Genomic DNA, 15,674 nt, shown 5'->3' with positions numbered 1-15,674 from the left:
CATCCTAAGCATAACCGATTTTTTTTGCGAGGTAGGCCTCTCCCACCAGCTCGCTGCAGGTGAGTGCGGCCGAAAGGGTGACGCCCAGCATGCCGTGGACGTTGAGGTTCTGGCCCGTGAGCAGCAGGTTGGCGATGCGCGAGCGCACGGGGATGAGCGACGATACCGGACGGTTGAAATCCTTCTGCAGTCCGTAGGCCGACCCTTCGGGCGAGCCCGTCAGGTCGAGGTAGGTGAGCGGCGTCGAGGTGCAGAGCAGCTCGGCCCCGCGGTCGAGCCCCGGGAAGAAGCGTGCGGCGAAGCGGAGCGTCCGTTCGGCGAAGCGCCTCTTGAAGGCTTCGTAGTCGGCCCCGCGCCTTCCCGAGCGGGTGCCGAACCACGGTTCGAGGGGCTGGATGCGCATGGGGACCATCAGCGTGACGACGTCGGCCTGCGCCGGCTCTTCGGCCGAGGGCTGCATGCAGAGGAGCACCACGGGGATGTTGCACCCCTCGAAGTCGCCCTGCTCGCTCCAGACGTCCGGCGTGTTGTAGAGGTAGTGGTTGCAGTTGCGGTAGGGAAGGGCGCCGGGGCGCACCCGCACGTGGGCCGTGAAGAGGCCGTAGGTGTAGGGGAGCGACTCCATGCGGTGGAGGAACGAGCGCCGGAGCAGCGGCGTGGGGTCTACCAGGGCGAAGGTCGCCGCGGGGGCGATGTCCGAGATGACCCACCGTGTCTCGAGTTGTTGTTCGCCGTCGTTGAGCTCCACGGTGCAGACGCTCCCGCCGCTCAGGTGCAGCCGGCTGGCGCGGGCGTCGCAAAGCAGCTCGCCGCCCGCCGCGCGGAGCACCTCCGCCAGCGCGTCGGCCAGACGCTGCGTCCCGCCGGCGAAGCTGGCCGCCCCCTCGATGTTCGAGTGGTTGATCATCGCGTGGTGGTAGAGGGGCGACATGTCGCGCCGCCCGCCGTAGAGCGGGGCGCTGCCGGCCAGCACGCGCCGCAGCAGCGGGTCGCCCACCAGCTCGTCGATGGCCGCGGCGGCCGAGACGCCCAGATATTCGGTCGCTCCGGCCGACAGCTGCCCCCGGCGCAGCACCTCCGGGGCGATGGAGCCGCCGATGCGCTGCAGCAGCCGGGCATACGCGGCAATGCCGCTCCGCTCGGCCGGGAAGTCGGCCGCCAGCCCCTCGACGAAGTTGTCGTAGCCCAGCGCGTGGCGGAAAGTCCGCCCCTCGAGGTGGATGAGGTCGAACCCCTCGGGGTCGAGCCCGCGCAGCGTGATGCGGGGCAGCACGCCGAGGTACTTCAGATACTGATGCATGGTCTGCCCCTCGCGCAGGCTCCCCACGTAGTGGATGCCCGTGTCGAGGATGCGCCCGCCGCGGCGGAACGACTGCAGACAGCCCCCCGGGCGGTGGTTCTTCTCCACCACGCAGACCTTCATCCCCTCCTTGGCGAGCATTGCGGCGCAGGTCAGGCCCCCCATGCCGCTTCCGATGACCACCACGTCGTAACGGCTCATCGCGCACCTCCTTTCGTGAATATGTAGCGCATGTTCGACGTATGGCGTGTGTAGTCCTCGATGCGGAGCGTGAGGCCGAGGCGGCGGGCCGCCTCCTCCATCCACTCGCCGGTGGGGAAGTGGAGCGTGCCGCACGTCTTGTTGAATCCCAGGATGCGCGTCGACCAGCGCTCGGTCTCCTCCGTCAGGCGGTGGCGCTTGCGGCGCGAGCGGTCGCCCTCGCGCACGATGATGCAGCCCCCCGCCGTGAGCCGCTCGGCGCAGCGGGAGAGCAGCCGCTCCTGCTCCTCGGGGGCGATGTAGTGGAGCATGTCGTTGATGATGAAGGCGTCGGCGCGGGGCAGCTCGCAGCGCGTGACGTCGTCGCAGCGGAAGCGGAGCCGCCCGCCGTGCAGGAATCCGTGTTCGGCCACGGCAATTTTTTCGGCGTCGTAGTCGATGCCGAGCAGCTCGCGCCCGCGGCTGCGGAGCGCCAGCAGGCAGCTCGCCTGGCCGTAGCCGCACCCCAGGTCGACAATCCTCCCCCGCTCGGGAAGCAGCCGCTCCAGCTCGGCGTAGTTGCGCTCCAGACGGAGCTTGATGCGCATGTACCACTCGAGCACGGGCCCCTTGTAGAGGTAGTTGCGGATGACGGCGCGGGCGTAGTAGGGGTTCGCCGCCTCCAGCCGGCAGAGGCGGTCGTACCCCTCGGCCACCCGCAGGCGGAACCATCGTGCGCGGCTGCGGGCATCGGAGCCCGGCCCACCCTCTGCGGGGGCGACGCGCTCCATGACCAGACAGCTCAAATCGCCCCGCTTGATGTAGAAGGGCTGCCGCTTCGAGCAGATGAGCCCCGAGCCGTAGATGGCCACCGGCACCGTGTCGAGTCCCAGCCGTTCGGCCAGCTGGAAGGCCCCCCGGTGGAAGCGGTGCACCTCCAGGTCGGCCGAGCGCGTCCCTTCGGGGAAGACCACCACCGAGTATCCGTCGTCCACCTCGCGGCGGAGCTCCTCGGCCAGCCGTTCGTAGCCGCTCTCCGTCGAGTGGAAGCCGGCGAAGCGGACGATGCGCCCGAAGAAGGGCGAGCGCCACACCCAGTGGTTGGTCACCATGACCAGCCGCGGCGAGAGGCTCAGCAGCAGCAGGATGTCGACGAACGACTGGTGGTTGGCCACCACGACGGCCGGGCGTTCGAAGCGCTCGCCGCGGGGGTTGATGCGTCGGGTGCGCGTGGTGAAGATGGTGGCCAGGAAGAGGCGGCAGAGGAGGTGGAGCGCCCGGTGGAACCAGGCCTTGCGCCGGCGGCGCCCCAGCGGCAGCATGAGGAGCAGTGCGGCGTAGAGCTGCAGCAGCAGACACCCCGTCACGAAGTAGAGGAAGGCGTAGAGCGTGTTGGCGAGCGCCCCGAGCGTGTAGGGGAACCCTCCGCGCGCGGTCTGCCCCGAGATGAACATCCGGAAGAGGATGGGCTGCACCGTGTAGGCGACCAGCACGACGGCCGCCATCCCCACAATCGAGATGAAGGCGAGCGAGTGGAGCGCCGGGTGGCGGGCGAAGAGCAGTGCGCCGATGCCGGCCACGGTGGTGAAGGCCGAGAAGAAGATGGCGGTCTTGTGGGCCGCGAGCAGGCGGCGCCCGTCGCGGTACTGGCTCAGCAGTCCGTCCATGATGAAGATGCTGAAGTCGTCGCCCAGACCGAAGATGAAGGTCGAGAGGATGATGTTGACGATGTTGAACTCGATGTCCAGCAGGGCCATCAGCCCGAGGATGAGCACCCAGCTCATCGCCATGGGGAGGCTGGCCAGCAGCGCCAGCTCGATGCGCCCGTAGGAGAGCAGCAGCGCGCAGAAGACCAGCGCCGAGGAGATGAGGAGGATGGTGTTGAAGTCGTCGTTGACCACCCGGGCCATGCGGCTGGCGAAGTAGGCGCGGTCGAGGATGCCCACCTCGGGAATGCGTTCGAGCGAGGCGTAGACGCGCTCCTTCCGGGGCGTATCGACGACGATGCGGCTTACGAAGAGGGGTCCGTCGGGGCTCTGGTTGAGCCACTCGCCCAGCAGCGGATGGCGTGCGGCCTCCGTGCCGGCGGGGTCGAAGGGGGTGTAGTGCCGCTCGAGGAGCCGCGTGAAGGGGGCGAAGGCCTCGGACCGGAAACCGTGGCGGCGGGCCGCCCCGGCCACGAGCCGCTCCACCTCGGCCCGCTTTTCGGGGCTCCAGAAGGCCTCCCACGCGGCGATGCGCCGCCGCTGCACCTCCATCGGCACGACGAAGTCGGCCGCCGATGCCGGCTCGCGCAGCTCCCCGGCGCGGGCCAACGAGTCGAGCATGCGCTGCGTGCGGCCGTAGGCCTCGGCTGCCTGCTCCGTGTCGGGCGCCGTGGTGACCAGATAGACGTAGTCGTTCGTGTCGGCGAAGAGCTCCTGCAGCCGCCGCTCGGCCGTCGCGAAGCGCTCGGGCTCGTAGCTCAGCCGCGTCATGTCGCTCTCGAAGCGCACGTCGCCGAAGAAGAAGAGCCCGACGAGCGTGGCGGCAATCAGGGCGCCGGCCAGCCAGCGGTTCGAGTCGTAGCGGTAGGCGTTCACCCGCTCGATGCGTTCGAGCAGCCACCCGGGGCGCCGCACCGGCCCGCCCGAGAGCATGTGGGGGAGGAATACGAGGCAGAAGAGCGTCGTCCCCACCAGCGTGAGGGCCGAGAAGAGTCCGAAGTCGTGGAGCAGCTGCGAGCGGGTGAAGACCAGCCCGAAGAAGGCGCCGATGGTGGTGAAGCTCCCCACGGTGAGGGGATAGGCCAGCTCGCTCACCACGCGGCGGGGGTCGTCGGTGTGGTTGCTGTGGGCCAGCATGTGAATCGAGTAGCTGAGGGCGATGCCCATCACGGCGGCCCCGGCGCCGACGGCAATCGAGGAGATTGACCCCTGGATGAGGTAGACGGCCCCCAGGGCGAAGAGCGCGCCGTAGAGCACCGGCACCATCATGAGGGGCACGGCCCAGCGGTTGCGGAAGACGAGCGTGATGACCGTCACGATGAGGAGGAGGGCCACGGTGAGCGTCCCCATCGTGTCGCGCTTGATTTGGCGGGCGTTGTAGACGGCCACCCCCACGGCGCCGAAGTAGTCGGCCCGCACCTCGAAGCGCTCGGAGGCCGCTTCGAGCTGCTCCTCGAGCAGCGTGACGAGCCGTTCGTTGTCGGCCGTGGCCGACGAGCCGCCGGCCGGCACGGCGAAGAGCAGCAGCGTCTCGAGCCCCGGGGTGAAGATGTGGTCGTCGTAGAGCTCGTACCCGAGCGAGGTGTCGAAGCGCTGGAAGCCCGCCATGAGCTGCGTGCCCCAGTCGAGCGGGTCGCGCAGGACGAACTCCCCGAGCGCGATGCCGGCCGGGGAGGTGAGGCGCCCGTAGGCGCGCGCCACCGCATGGTCGATGGCCTCCGCCGAGGTGAGCGAGTCGAGCCGCGCGAGCGTGCGGTCGTCCATCAGGGCGGGCAGGTGGTTGTATATCAGCTCGGTGGCCGAGTCGAGCACCCCCTCGTCGATGCGGTCGGTGATGGATTCGAGCAGCCCATCGTCAACGGCGCTGCGGAGCCCCCGGGCGATTGCGTCGGCCGCCTCGACCATCCGCTGCGGGGCGTCGTCCGAGGTCGGGTCGTTGGCCGTGAGCATGATGACGATTTTGTCCTTGATGCGCAGGCTGCGGAAAATGGAGGCCGTCCGGCGCCCCTGGCTGTCGTCGGGCAGGAACGAGGTGATGTCCTCGGCGAAGCTCAGCCGTGCGGCGAACCACCCCATGACCAGCGTGCTGAGCGCGAGCAGCGTCCAGAGCAGCGCCCGCCGGCGGTGCAGCAGGTCGTAGAGCGATGTGAAGAGCCTATTCATGACAGGGTGTTCGTTTCATGAGGGTCATGACGCACCAGCTCACCGCCCAGACCGCGGCGCCGGCCGCCACGGCCAGCGCCACGCTTCCGGCGAGGTACTGCGCCAGACACTCGGCCATGCGGCGCAGCGTCACCTCGGCGAGCGTCAGCTCGACGGGGAGCCCCGTGATGCGGCCTCCGAGCCAGTAGCTGCCGTAGAGGATGAAGGGAATCATCGGCGGGATGCTGATGTTCGAGAAAACGATGGCCACCAGCTTGTTGAGCCGCATGAAGTGGGCCGACAGGCCGGCGAAAATCATCTGGTAGCCCCAGATGGGGAGGATGCCGCAGAGGACGCCCCAGCCCATGGCTGCGGCCAGCCGGGCGTTGCTCTCGGGCGAGCGGGTGATGTTGCGGCGGATGAAGCGGCGGATGTTCTCGCGCGTGAGTGCGCGGAAGAAGCGCCACGGGTAGTAGAAGAGCAGCGCCTCGAGCACCAGCACGCTGTTGAGCAGCGAGATGCGGGTGAAGTCGCGCAGCGGGCGGAAGTGCGAGACGCGCTCCCCGTCGGGGGCGTAGTAGACCTTCACGGGGATGTTCTCCACCTCGACGCCGCGCCATGCGGCGCGCACGATGACCTCGACCTCGAATTCGTAGCGGCTGCAGAGCGAGCGGAGCCGTCCGAGCCGCCGGAGGGGGTAGAGGCGGAAGCCCGACTGCGTATCCTCGAGGCGGCGCCCCGTCTCGACCAGATACCAGAAGTTCGAGAAGCGGTTGGCGAAGGTGTTGCGTGCGGGCATGTTGTCGGCCGTCAGGTTGCGCGCGCCGATGAGCAGCGTGTCGGGCCGCCGCTCGATGCGTTCGATGAAGCGGGCGATGTCGTCGGGGTAGTGCTGCCCGTCGGAGTCGATGGTCAGGGCGTAGCGGAAGCCCGCCTCGCGTGCGGCGCGGAGCCCGCGGCGCAGGGCGTACCCCTTGCCGCGGTTGCGGGCGTAGGCGATGGTGCGGATGCCCTCCGTCGAGGCGAGCACCTCGGCCGTGCGGTCCGTCGAGCCGTCGTTGACCACGAAGATGTCGGCGCAGTAGCGCCGCACGCCGGCGATGACCCCGCCCAGCGTCCGGTCGTTGTTGTAGGTGGGAATCACCACGGCGCAGCCCAGCCTTCGGGCCCGTTCGGCCCAGGGTATCTTCATCTCGGAGTCAGACATGCAGGTCGGTGTATGAGGCTTTGAGTTTGAGTACGGTCCGCTCGCGGTCGGTCACCGTGGCGTCGATGCGCCCCGCGTCGGCGCGGAGGCTGATTTCGAGCTGCTGCGTGAGGCGCGGGTCGACCGGCGCGGTGAACTTGCAGTCGCGCACCGCGGTGAAGCGGCAGGGGCGTCCCACCGCCTCCGAGAGCGCCTCGCGCACCATGTCGAGCGTGCAGACGCCCGGGAGCACCGGCTGCCCGGGAAAGTGGCCCGCAAAGAGCGGGTGGGCGGCGTTGAGCCGCACGCGGAAGCACCGAGCGGCACCCTCGGCGGGGCCGCCTCCGAGTTGTTCGAGCGTATAGAGTTCGTTGCGCAGCATGGTCGTTCGTGTGAAGGGGTCAGTTGGCGTCGAATGCCGCGTCGTCGATGGCGACGTTGAGCCGCTTGCGGCTGAAGCGGTAGAGCGTGTAGTCGCCCGAGGGCTGCTCCATGCGCAGCCGGTCGAGGGTCATGTCCGCGGCGTCGAAGTCGAGCGTGATGGAGCTCACGTAGCGGCGCGCCGCGCGGCTCTCGGGGATGAGCACCACGCGGTAGCCCCCCTCGCGCGGGGTGACGCTCATGCGCCCCGTCTGGCGGAGCGCCTCGAGGTCGCCCGTCATGCAGGCGCCGAAAATCGACTGCATCTGGCGGAGCATCGGGTTGGAGTTCATGCGTGCCGTGGTGGTGCGGCCCGCCATGCGGTTGAGGAAGAGCTCCCCGGTCATGACGATGCGGTCGCCCGAGTCGAAGTCGAGCGCCATGCGCGCGGGGCGCTTGTAGCGGAAGGTGCCGCTGCGGACCACGTCGTCGGCCAGGACGCTCATGTGGCGCGTCTCGGTGAAGGAGCAGAGGATGCTCTCGACCGAGCGGCTCCGCGCGGCGAACTGCTCGGCGAAGCGCTCGGCGGCGGAGGCCTCCTGGCCCCGTGCGGCGTTCGGTGCCGCTGCCGCGGCGAGCAGCATGCAGGCTATTGTCAGCTTAGCGAGTCTTTTCATAGGCTTCGATGTCAAAAAGTTCGGGCAGGGTCACCGGCTCGAGGCCGCGGCTCCGCAGCCCCTCGACGAGCAGCCCGACCAGCCGCTCGCTCCCCGCGCAGCGGTCGTGCAGCAGGATGACCGCACCGGGGTGGAGGCGGCGCAGGATGCGTGCGGCAACCCGTTCGGGACTCTGCCCCATGGTGTCGAGCGAGCGGATGCTCCACCCCACGGGGTCGAGCCCCAGGCGGCGCACCGCCCGGGCAATCGTGGGGTTGGTCACCCCGAAGGGGGGCCTGAAGAGGCGCGGTTGCCGCCCCGTGATGCGGTGCAGCACCTCGCCCGTGCGGCACAGCTCCTCCATGGTGCGGCCGAGGCTGCGGAGCGGGAAGCGCCACGAGTGGGTGTAGGAGTGGTTCCCCACCACATGCCCCTCGGTCGCCATGCGGCGCACCAGCTCGGGATGGGCCTCCGCTCGGGCCCCCACCACGAAGAAGGTGGCCCGCACCCCCTGCCGTGCCAGCAGGTCGAGCACCGCGGGGGTCCGCTGCGGGTCGGGTCCGTCGTCGAAGGTGAGCGCCACGCGGCGCCCCGCCCTCCGGGCGCGGCAGCGCATGCGCAGGTACCACGAGGCGCGCACCGAGGCCGAGCCCCGGACCAGGAGCACGGCCGCAAGCAGCACGGCGGCCGCGATTATGAACGTTGCGCTGCCCATTCGATGACGATGACCGTTGGGTTCGTATCCATATAGTTGTTGCACAGCACGATGCGCCGCACCTCGCTGTTCAGCAGCGGCAGCGCTTCGGCCAGCCGCCGCCCCGCGCCGGTGGCGCAGTCGGGCTGCATCGGTTCGGGACGCACCACCCGGTCGGCTTCGAAGCGCCGCATCAGCTCGTCGTCCGACGCGCGGAGCTCCTCCCCGGCCGGGAAGAGCACCTCGGTGATGCAGCCCGCGCAGCGGGGCCCCGCCTCATTGGAGAGGAGCAGGAAGAGGGCCCCCTCGCCATCCGCGTGGCGGCGCCAGAGCCCCATGCGCTCCATGATGCGGTGCTGCGCGGGGGTCTGCTCGTCGGCGGCCCCCAGCAGCAGGTGGTGCGCCTGCCCCTCGTCGAGGAGCATCGCCGCGTCGAGCAGCGCCGACTCGAAGCTGTAGCCCCGGTGGGCGTAGGTCATGTTGTAGGCGCGGTTGCCGCAGAGCAGCGCAATCTGCGCCCCGAGCGTGTTGAAGGTCGACTGGATGAAGGGCGTGGGGTTGAGCAGCTCCTCGCGCTGTTCGACCATCGTACGCAGGAATTTCTCGCTGTCGCCCAGACAGCCGAACCCAGTGGCGGTGATGATGGCGTCGACCTGCGCGGGGTCGACCCCGCTGCGGCGCAGCGCGGCCATCGCCGTGGGTACGCCCATGCGCAGGAAGCGGCTCATGCGTCGCCGCATGGCTGCCGAGGGGACCAGCTCGGCGAAGGGGGGCAGCTGCTCGTCGTGGAGCGCATGCCCGTTTATGTAGCAGCGGCACTTCATGGTTCCCGGCAGAGAAGGAGCGAGGCGCAGTTGCCGCCGAATCCGAACGAATTCGACAGCACGCAGCGTAGGTCGCTCCGCGTGAGACAATCCAGCGGACGGATGCCCCCCTCGGGGTCGGGCTCCGCAAAGCGCAGCGTGGGGTAGCACTCGCCGTGGTGGAGCGCCAGCACCGAGATGACCGCCTCGATGGCTCCGGCGGCGGCGAGCGTGTGTCCCGTCGTCGCCTTGGTCGACGAGACGGGGGGCAGCTCCGCGCCGAAGAGGCGCCTCAGGGCGCGGCTCTCGGCCAGGTCGTTGTTGGGCGTCCCCGTGCCGTGGGCGTTGACCCAGTCCACCTCGCGGGGCTCGATGCCGGCCTGGCGGAGCGCGCCGCTCATGGCCAGGAAGTCGCCTTCGCCGTCGGGCGAGGAGGCGGTCTGGTGGTAGGCGTCGTTGGCGTTGGCGAACCCTGCCACGTAGCAGTAGGGGCGGTGAGCCGTCTCCCCGGCGCGCTCGAGCACCACGTAGGCGGCCCCTTCGCCCAGGTTGAGCCCCGCGCGCGAGGCGTCGAAGGGGCGGCAGGGCTGCTCGTCGAGGATCATCAGCGACTTGAAGCCGTTGAGCGTGAAGCGGCACAGGGCGTCGCATCCGCCTGCCACCACGCGGTCGGCCACGCCGTGGCGCAGCAGCCGTGCGGCCAGGCCGATGGCGTTGGCCGCCGACGAGCAGGCGGTGCTGAGCGTCGTGGTGAGTCCGTCGACGGCGCAGCGGCGGGCAATGGCCAGCGTGCTGTCGGCGCAGTCGTGGTGGGCCGCCATGCGGAGGCGTCCGCGCCGCTCGTCGCGTGCGAACTCCTCGAAGAAGCACTCCGTGAGGTCCATGCCGCCCACCGAGGTCGACGAGACGAGGGCCGTGCGGGGGCGCACCCCTCCGGCGTCGCGCAGCGCCTCTTCGGCGGCCATCATTCCCAGCAGCGTCGTGCGCGACTGGAGCTCCCCGATGCCGAGGCGTGCGGCCAGCTCCTCGTTCGAGAGGGGCACCTCGCCCACGGGCAGACAGTGGCGCGTGGCGAGGCGCACCGGCCGTGGGGCGATGCCGCTCCGGCCCGCGCGCAGCGTGGCGAGGTTTTCGGCGACGTTCAGACCCGCCGCCGAAACGATGCCGATGCCCGTGACTGCGATGCGCATGGCCCTACTGTTTGCTGTTAGCGGCGATGTATTCGGCCAGCGTGCGCACCGAGTAGAAGTGAGGCTTCGCCTCGGCGGTATTCTCCAGCCGGATGCCGTAGTTCTTTTCGAGGATGAGGATAATCTCCAGCGCGTCGATGGAGTCGAGGCCCAGTCCGTCGCCGAACAGGGGCGCATCGGCATCGATGTCGTCGGGGGTAATCTCCTCGAGGTTGAGCGCTTCGATAAGCTGCTCCTTGAGTTTCGGAATAATCTCTTCGGTCTGCATCTCTTCTATCTTGTTTTCTTGTTTTGTTGTCTTCCAATATATTTTTTTCAAATCATCTCCGGGCTCTCCGGCGTTTTTCGGGGTTTTCCGGGGTTTTCCGGGGTTTTCCGGGGTTTTCCCGGGGCTCTTCGGCCCTCTTCGGCCCTCTTCGGTTCTCTCCGGCCCGGTGTCCTTTCTCCTCTTGCGGCCCGGCCTGCCTCTAATTTACTTTCCCTCCGGCTGCTCCTCTTCGGCCTCGAGCAGCATGAGGCGGACGTCGTAGTTGCCGGCCAGGTATTCGCAGCGGCCGCAGATGACGGCGCGCGCCGCACCGCGGGCGATGAGCCGGCGGGCGTAGCGCTCGGCTACGGGGTGCTCCGCATCGGTGACGAAGAAGCTCTCCTCGCCCTGGATGTGGTGGCGGATGCAGATTTCACCCGCCGCCACGTTGGGCAGCGTGTAGACGAAGACCGCCGGCGAGCACCCCTCGGGCAGATGCTGCTCGACGATGCGCTGGTGCGCCAGGTCGGTGTCGAGCGACGAGGAGGTGTTCTCCAGCACCACGGCGATGTCGGTCGGGGCGTAGCGTTCGCCGAGCCGCTGCCCGGCGAGCAGCTCCTCGGCGGCGACGTAGGCCGCCTTGGCCAGGTCGTCCATCTTGAAGAACTTCATGTTGGGGGCCCCGAGCGCGTGGTAGCATGCGCGGACCACCTGCGCAAAGGGCTCCCCCGTGTGGGGCAGCTCCCATCGGGCCGTCACGCGGCAGCTCCGCTCCCGCGGCGCGGCCTCCTGCCGCCGGGCGTCGCCGGCGAACTGCTCGAGCCCCAGCACGATGGCGGCGTTGCAGCCGCCGAATCCCGAGGCGCTCTTCAGACAGTGGCGCATGGCGAGCGTGCGGCTTTCGGCCGAGACGTTCATCGGACAGGGGGTCCCGAGCCGCTCGAACCCGGCCGTGCCGAGCAGCACGCCGCGGCGCAGCTCCTCGGCCGCAAGGATGCTCTCGACCACCCCCGAGGCCCCCAGCGTGTGGCCCAGCGCCCCCTTCAGGCTGTTGACCGGGCAGTCGCTCAGACCGCTCAGGTCGAGGGCGCGGCTCTCCATGGCGTCGTTGTAGGCCGTGCCCGTGCCGTGGGCGTTGACGAAGCTGAGCCGCTCGCGCGGCAGGGCCGCCTCGCGCAACGCCCCCTCGATGGCGTAGTGGAGCCCGTCGCCCGTCCGCGAGGGGCCCGATATGTGGTTGGCGTCGTCGGTGACGGCACCCCCTTCGAGCCGCACGGCGGGCAGCTTGGCCCGCGCGGGGTCCGACGTGAGGACCACGGCCGCCACGGCCTCGCCCAGCGAGAGCCCGTGCTCCGGCGTGGCGTCGTAGGGGCGGCAGGGGCCCGGACTCAGCGACTTGAAGGAGCGGAACCCCTCGGCGACGAACTCGCTCAGCAGGTCGCCCCCCGCGACGATGACGTGGGCGCACTCCCCGTCGAGAATCATGCGGCGGGCGACGATGAGCGCCGTAACGCCCGAGATGCAGGCGTTCGAGACGACCACCGGCGGACGCGTGATGCCCAGCCTTCGGGCCACGCGGCAGGCCGAGGTGTAGAGAAAGGCCTCGTCGGGGGGCGTCGTCCGCCCCTCGAGCAGCGAGACGTTGCCCTTGGTCGTCGATATGACGAGGGCGCACTCCTCTCCTCCGGGGTCGAGGTGCGACTCCCTGACGGCCCGTTCGGCGCAGTGCACCAGCGCGCTCTCGAGCGGCGTGAGCCCCTCGAGGGCAAGCGCCTCGAGCAGCCCCGGAGCAAAGCTCCCGGCGGCCTCCAGCGGGCAGGGCCGCCCGACGGGGTGCAGGCCGCACCGCCCCTCGGCCAGCGCGCGGAAGCTCTCCTGCGTGTCGCTGCCCAGCGCCGTCAGCATGGCGTCGCCGCCCAGATAGGTCGCTATTTGATGTTCCATCTGCGTTTCCATTCCTTGAAAAATTGGGGTGCCGTGAGCTCCAGCTCGCCCTCGGTGTTGACGAAGACCTGCGTTGTGGAGCCCGTGGCGACCACCTCGCCGTCCGAGGCGCGGCGGATGGTGTATTCGAAACAGATTTTGGCCGCCTCGGTCGGGATGTAGCGCGTCTCGACCTCGGCCCGCTCGGCGATGCGGAGCGGACGGCGGTAGTCGACCTGCAGCGCGACGATGGGGGCCGTGTAGCCGCTGGCGTAGATGTCCAGATAGCCCAGCCCGGGGTAGCGTTCGCCGAAGGCCTCGCGGCCGTCCTCGAAGTAGCGGACATACTCCCCGTGCCAGACGACGCTCATCGAGTCGACCTCGCTGAAGCGGACGCGGAGCGTGGTGGTGTGGCTCAGTGCGGCCCCCGCAGGGGCGGTTTCCCTCTTGCGTTTCATGACTGCAGGTATATTTTCAGGTTACCCTCGGCCAGCGGTCGACCGTCGGCCTCGGTGCGCACCTCGGCCAGCGACAGGGGTCCAATCTCCTGGACGATGCGCAGGCGGGTGCGCAGATGCACCCCCGTGCGGGGCAGGTCGTGGAGCTCGAGGCGCGAGACCGCCCCGATGAAGCCCACCGGCACGGGGCGCCCCTCGGCCCGGCAGCACCACCCGATGCGGGCGGCGGCCGACTGGGCCATGTGTTCGATGATGCCGCACTCGCTCATCCGCCCTCCGGCGACGAAGAGCCCCGCGGGCTCCACGGTGTATCCGGTTGTCGAGACCCCCTCGGCGTCGATGCCCTCGAAGCGGTCGACGAGCACCATGGGCGGCCGCTGGGGAATTAGCTCCAGCGGGTTGGTCTCCAGCGGGTTGGTCTCCAGCGGGTCTTCCTGCGGGCGTACCGGTGCGGCAGCTCCCGCGGCGGCCTGCTCCGGCATCGGCGCGGTCCCGGCGGCCTGGCGCATATTCGTTGCAGCCTCCGCGGCTGCCTCCTTTGTTGCGACCTCCGCGGCGGCGGGCCTTACGGTTTTCTCAGATACTCCCATAGCGGTCCCTTTCGGTTGCGTTCGATTCTCAGTTTGTCCATCAGCGCGTTGGCCTCGTCGTCGGGGAAGACCCACGCCTTGCCCGTCGCGAGCGCCTCGGCGCGCGCCTGCTCCAGGTCGAAGTCGGGGCAGAGCCAGTAGCGCGGCTCGATGAGCGTGTCGTCCGGCGAGACGACCCCCTGCTCGACGGCCAGCCTGTGGAGCCGCGTGTGGGGGTAGATGCGCATCCCCACGTAGGGGAAGATGACGCTGTGGCGGATGTGGCGCGCACGGGCAATCCCCCGCCGCACGCTCTGCATCGTCTCGCCCACGCCCCCCAGGATGAGGAAGTGGGCGTAGTAGACGTTGGCCGCGAGCGCCGCCTCGGAGGCGCGCAGCACGTCGTCGAAGGTGAAGCGCTTGCCGTAGGCCTCCAGCGTCGCGTCGTCGAAGGACTCCGTCCCGAACTCGATGTGGGTGAGCCCCGAGCGGCGGTAGAGCTCCAGCTCCTCGCGTCCGAGCCCCAGCGGGGTGAAGTAGGCCCCCCAGCGGATGCCCGCCTCGCGGCGGATGAGCTCCTCGGCCAGCCGCGCGTTGAAGCCCGGACAGATGTTGAAGACCGAGTCGGTGAAGAAGAGGTAGTCGACCCCCATGCTCCGCTTCAGGCGGATGATGTCGTCGACGATTTTCGCGGCGTCGAGCGTCCGCATCGTGCGGCCGTCGATGACCGGGTAGGAGCAGTAGACGCAGTCGTAGGGGCAGCCGCGCTTGGTCTGGATGTTGAGCATGCCGCTGTACTTCCAGTAGTAGGCGACCCACTCTTGCTCGAACTCGACGTCGAGCTCGTGCAGGTAGCGGCTCCGCGGCCGGGGATAGGGCTCCCGGTCGGCTGCGCCGCCGCGCAGGAAGAGTCCGTCGATGCCGTGCGGCTCGCGCCCCTCGTCAAGCGCCTCGAGCAGCTGCGCCAGGCTCTCCTCCCCCTCGCCGGCCAGCCCGTAGTCGGCGCCGGTCGCCTCCATGAAGTGCTCGGGGAAAATCGAGAAGCCCGCCCCGCCGATGAGCAGCGGCGCCGTGCCGGCGCGGCGGACGGCCTGCGTGATTTCGAGGTAGCCCGCCAGGAAGTTCCCCTCGCGCAGCGAGTTGGCGCCGTCGACGTTGCGCAGCGAGACCCCCACCACGTCGGGCCGCTCGCGGCGGATGAGCTCCTCGAGCTGCGCGACGCTCCCCAGGTTGCAGTCGAAGAGCAGCACCTCGTAGTGGGGCATCCGCCGCCGCAGGTAGCTCTTCAGATAGGAGAGCCCCAGCGGGTAGACCGGATAGGGCTCCCGATGGCGGTTGGCCGAGACGAGCAGGATGCGGCGTTGCGGTGTCATTTCCAGAAGTCGTAAAAGTTGAACCACTGTTCGGGGTAGCGGTGCAGGATTCGTTCGAGCGATGCGGCGTAGCGGTCGAGCAGCTCGGCGCTTTTGATGCGTTCGTCCCCGCGGGCGAGCAGCTCGAAGTGGAAGCGGTAGCGGCGTCCGCGCTCCCGCATGGCGTAGTAGACCACTACGGGCACCTGCAGCTTCGAGGCGAGGCGGAAGGGGCCCTCCGGGAAGCTCGCCTCGCAGCCCAGCAGCCGGTGGCGGAGCGTGTGGCGCGGCGAGAGGTAGCGGTCGCCCTGGAAGCAAACATACTCGCCGCCGTTGAGCGCCACCTTGATGCGGAGCATCGTGTCGAGCGTCGGCCCGTTGATGGGAATCACCTTGTAGCCGCACTCCTCCGTGTTGCGTTCGACCACGCGGCGGATGCGTTCATACTCGGCGTCGTACATCACGATGTTGATTTTGCGGCCGTACTTCCCGAAGAAGTGTGCCCCGGCCTGCCAGCAGCCGACGTGCGCCCCCAGCACGACCACGCCGCAGCCGCTCTCGAGCAGCGCGATGAAGTCGTCGTAGTTGTCGAAGAGGAAGCGGTAGCGGCCGGCTGCCCCGCCGCCGATGGCCACCTTGTCGATGAGCGTCTGCCCGAAGCGGTAGTAGTGGCGGAAGAGGGCCGCCGCGGCGCGCAGGGGTCCGTATCCGAGCCTTCGGCGGCAGTAGCTCCAGACGGCGGCCGTGGCGCGCGGCGCGCAGGGGATGAAGTAGACGACCACCAGCGCCAGGAAGGCGTAGGCGGCGCGGATGCCGACGTAGCGGATGAGCAGAACGAAGAATGCGTAACCGAATCCTCCGCCCCGCGACTTTCCGTTCCATCCCGCCGGGCTTGCGCTCTCCATGCC

14 protein-coding genes are annotated in these 15,674 nt (G+C 69.3%); all 14 read right to left on the bottom strand.

Features of this window, described 5'->3' with window-relative positions; all coding sequences use genetic code 11:
• Positions 1-4 precede the first annotated feature (4 nt).
• The 14 genes from B5F90_RS06090 to B5F90_RS06025 all read right to left on the bottom strand — a co-directional run bounded on the left by B5F90_RS06090 (position 5) and on the right by B5F90_RS06025 (position 15,671).
• The gene (locus B5F90_RS06090) at positions 5-1,501 is read right to left on the bottom strand and encodes an NAD(P)/FAD-dependent oxidoreductase (protein WP_087361916.1); all 1,497 of its coding nucleotides are present in this window, start codon (positions 1,499-1,501) and stop codon (positions 5-7) included.
• On the bottom strand, positions 1,498-5,349 hold the full coding sequence (locus B5F90_RS06085; protein ID WP_087361915.1) for a trifunctional MMPL family transporter/lysophospholipid acyltransferase/class I SAM-dependent methyltransferase: 3,852 nt from the start codon (positions 5,347-5,349) through the stop codon (positions 1,498-1,500). Before B5F90_RS06085 ends, B5F90_RS06090 begins: the two co-directional genes overlap by 4 nt.
• On the bottom strand, positions 5,342-6,535 hold the full coding sequence (locus B5F90_RS06080) for a DUF2062 domain-containing protein (protein WP_239307754.1): 1,194 nt from the start codon (positions 6,533-6,535) through the stop codon (positions 5,342-5,344). The genes B5F90_RS06085 and B5F90_RS06080 overlap by 8 nt, the downstream gene beginning before the upstream one ends.
• Positions 6,528-6,896: a polyketide synthase dehydratase domain-containing protein gene (locus B5F90_RS06075; protein WP_143256113.1), complete on the bottom strand. Its 369-nt coding sequence runs from the start codon at positions 6,894-6,896 to the stop codon at positions 6,528-6,530. The genes B5F90_RS06080 and B5F90_RS06075 overlap by 8 nt, the downstream gene beginning before the upstream one ends.
• A gap of 19 nt (positions 6,897-6,915) precedes the next feature.
• Positions 6,916-7,551 (bottom strand): outer membrane lipoprotein carrier protein LolA, encoded by a 636-nt coding sequence (locus B5F90_RS06070; protein WP_087361913.1) that lies wholly within the window; start codon positions 7,549-7,551, stop codon positions 6,916-6,918.
• On the bottom strand, positions 7,535-8,245 hold the full coding sequence (locus B5F90_RS06065) for a polysaccharide deacetylase family protein (protein WP_087361912.1): 711 nt from the start codon (positions 8,243-8,245) through the stop codon (positions 7,535-7,537). The genes B5F90_RS06070 and B5F90_RS06065 overlap by 17 nt, the downstream gene beginning before the upstream one ends.
• Positions 8,224-9,048 (bottom strand): beta-ketoacyl synthase chain length factor, encoded by an 825-nt coding sequence (locus B5F90_RS06060; RefSeq protein WP_087361911.1) that lies wholly within the window; start codon positions 9,046-9,048, stop codon positions 8,224-8,226. The genes B5F90_RS06065 and B5F90_RS06060 overlap by 22 nt, the downstream gene beginning before the upstream one ends.
• Positions 9,045-10,217 (bottom strand): beta-ketoacyl-[acyl-carrier-protein] synthase family protein, encoded by a 1,173-nt coding sequence (locus B5F90_RS06055; RefSeq protein WP_087361910.1) that lies wholly within the window; start codon positions 10,215-10,217, stop codon positions 9,045-9,047. Before B5F90_RS06055 ends, B5F90_RS06060 begins: the two co-directional genes overlap by 4 nt.
• 4 nt (positions 10,218-10,221) lie before the next feature.
• Entirely contained in the window at positions 10,222-10,485 is a 264-nt protein-coding gene (locus B5F90_RS06050; protein WP_087361909.1) for a phosphopantetheine-binding protein, read from the bottom strand.
• 204 nt (positions 10,486-10,689) lie between these two features.
• Positions 10,690-12,408, bottom strand: coding sequence for a beta-ketoacyl synthase N-terminal-like domain-containing protein (locus tag B5F90_RS06045; protein WP_162607760.1), 1,719 nt, complete (start codon positions 12,406-12,408; stop codon positions 10,690-10,692).
• Positions 12,393-12,845 (bottom strand): acyl-CoA thioesterase, encoded by a 453-nt coding sequence (locus B5F90_RS06040; protein ID WP_087361907.1) that lies wholly within the window; start codon positions 12,843-12,845, stop codon positions 12,393-12,395. Before B5F90_RS06040 ends, B5F90_RS06045 begins: the two co-directional genes overlap by 16 nt.
• The gene (locus B5F90_RS06035) at positions 12,842-13,354 is read right to left on the bottom strand and encodes a hydroxymyristoyl-ACP dehydratase (protein WP_143256112.1); all 513 of its coding nucleotides are present in this window, start codon (positions 13,352-13,354) and stop codon (positions 12,842-12,844) included. The genes B5F90_RS06040 and B5F90_RS06035 overlap by 4 nt, the downstream gene beginning before the upstream one ends.
• 56 nt (positions 13,355-13,410) lie before the next feature.
• On the bottom strand, positions 13,411-14,787 hold the full coding sequence (locus B5F90_RS06030) for a lipid biosynthesis B12-binding/radical SAM protein (RefSeq protein WP_087361905.1): 1,377 nt from the start codon (positions 14,785-14,787) through the stop codon (positions 13,411-13,413).
• A complete protein-coding gene (locus B5F90_RS06025) occupies positions 14,784-15,671 on the bottom strand; it encodes an acyltransferase (protein WP_087361904.1) in 888 nt (295 codons plus the stop codon). Before B5F90_RS06025 ends, B5F90_RS06030 begins: the two co-directional genes overlap by 4 nt.
• Between the last annotated feature and the right edge of the window lie 3 nt (positions 15,672-15,674).

Origin of the sequence: Alistipes sp. An31A, from assembly GCF_002159425.1 — a bacterium.
Taxonomy (GTDB): Bacteria; Bacteroidota; Bacteroidia; order Bacteroidales; family Rikenellaceae; genus Alistipes; species Alistipes excrementigallinarum.
Note: the sequence above shows the minus strand (reverse complement) of the source record. Positions and strands in the feature narration are given on the sequence as shown.